The sequence below is a fragment of the Bacillus sp. mrc49 genome, assembly GCF_002803435.1.
Map to the genome: position 1 here is coordinate 1 of NZ_PHNG01000146.1, position 950 is coordinate 950.

1 protein-coding gene is annotated in these 950 nt (G+C 45.5%); it reads left to right on the top strand.

Annotated elements, in window-relative coordinates; translation table 11 throughout:
* On the top strand, positions 1-950 hold a 950-nt coding region (gltX, locus tag CVN76_RS01005), incomplete at both ends, for a glutamate--tRNA ligase (protein WP_100530100.1).

The following is a 950-nucleotide window of genomic DNA, read 5'->3' on the forward strand; positions in this document are numbered from 1 at the left end:
AAAGTGCAAGCACTTAACCGAGGAGGAGCAAGCGGAATTAGTTGCTGAAGGAAGAAAGCCTAGCATCCGCTTTGCCGTTCCTGCAGGGGAAGTCCTTACTTTCAAGGATATGGTCAAGGATGACGTCTCGTTTGAAACGGATGGTTTTGGTGATTTTGTCATCGTCAAAAAGGATGGCGTTCCGACTTATAACTTTGCGGTAGCTGTCGATGATCACTTGATGAAGATATCCCATGTGCTTCGCGGGGACGATCATATTTCCAACACGCCGAAGCAAATGATGATCTATGAAGCATTCGGCTGGGAGCCACCGGTATTCGGTCATATGACACTGATCGTGAATGAAAGCAGGAAGAAACTAAGTAAACGGGATGAATCGATCATTCAATTCATTGAGCAATATGAAGAACTTGGATACCTGCCTGAGGCCTTATTCAATTTCATTACATTACTTGGCTGGTCTCCGGTCGGGGAGGAAGAAATCTTCACGAAGGAAGAATTCATTAATATTTTCGATGCAGATCGATTGTCCAAATCACCGGCACTTTTCGATAAGCAAAAGCTTACGTGGATGAATAATCAGTATGTGAAGCAACTGGATGCTGATTCGGCAGTGGAATTGTCATTGCCCCACTTGATTGAAGCCGGAAAGGTCTCCAAATCAATGACAGCAGATGAGAAAGAGTGGGTACATGGCCTTGTGTCCCTTTATCAAGAGCAGATGAGCTTCGGGGCGGAAATCGTTGAGCTATCCCAACTGTTTTTCAAGGATGAGGTCGAGTTCGAAGCGGAAGCGAAGGAAGTGCTGGCTGAGGAACAAGTACCGGAGGTCATGAAGGCTTTCCTTCAGGAAATCGAGGGTCTGGAAGAGTTTAGTGCCGATGAAATCAAGAAGTCGATTAAAGCGGTCCAAAAAAGCACCGGCCATAAAGGGAAAAAATTATTCATGC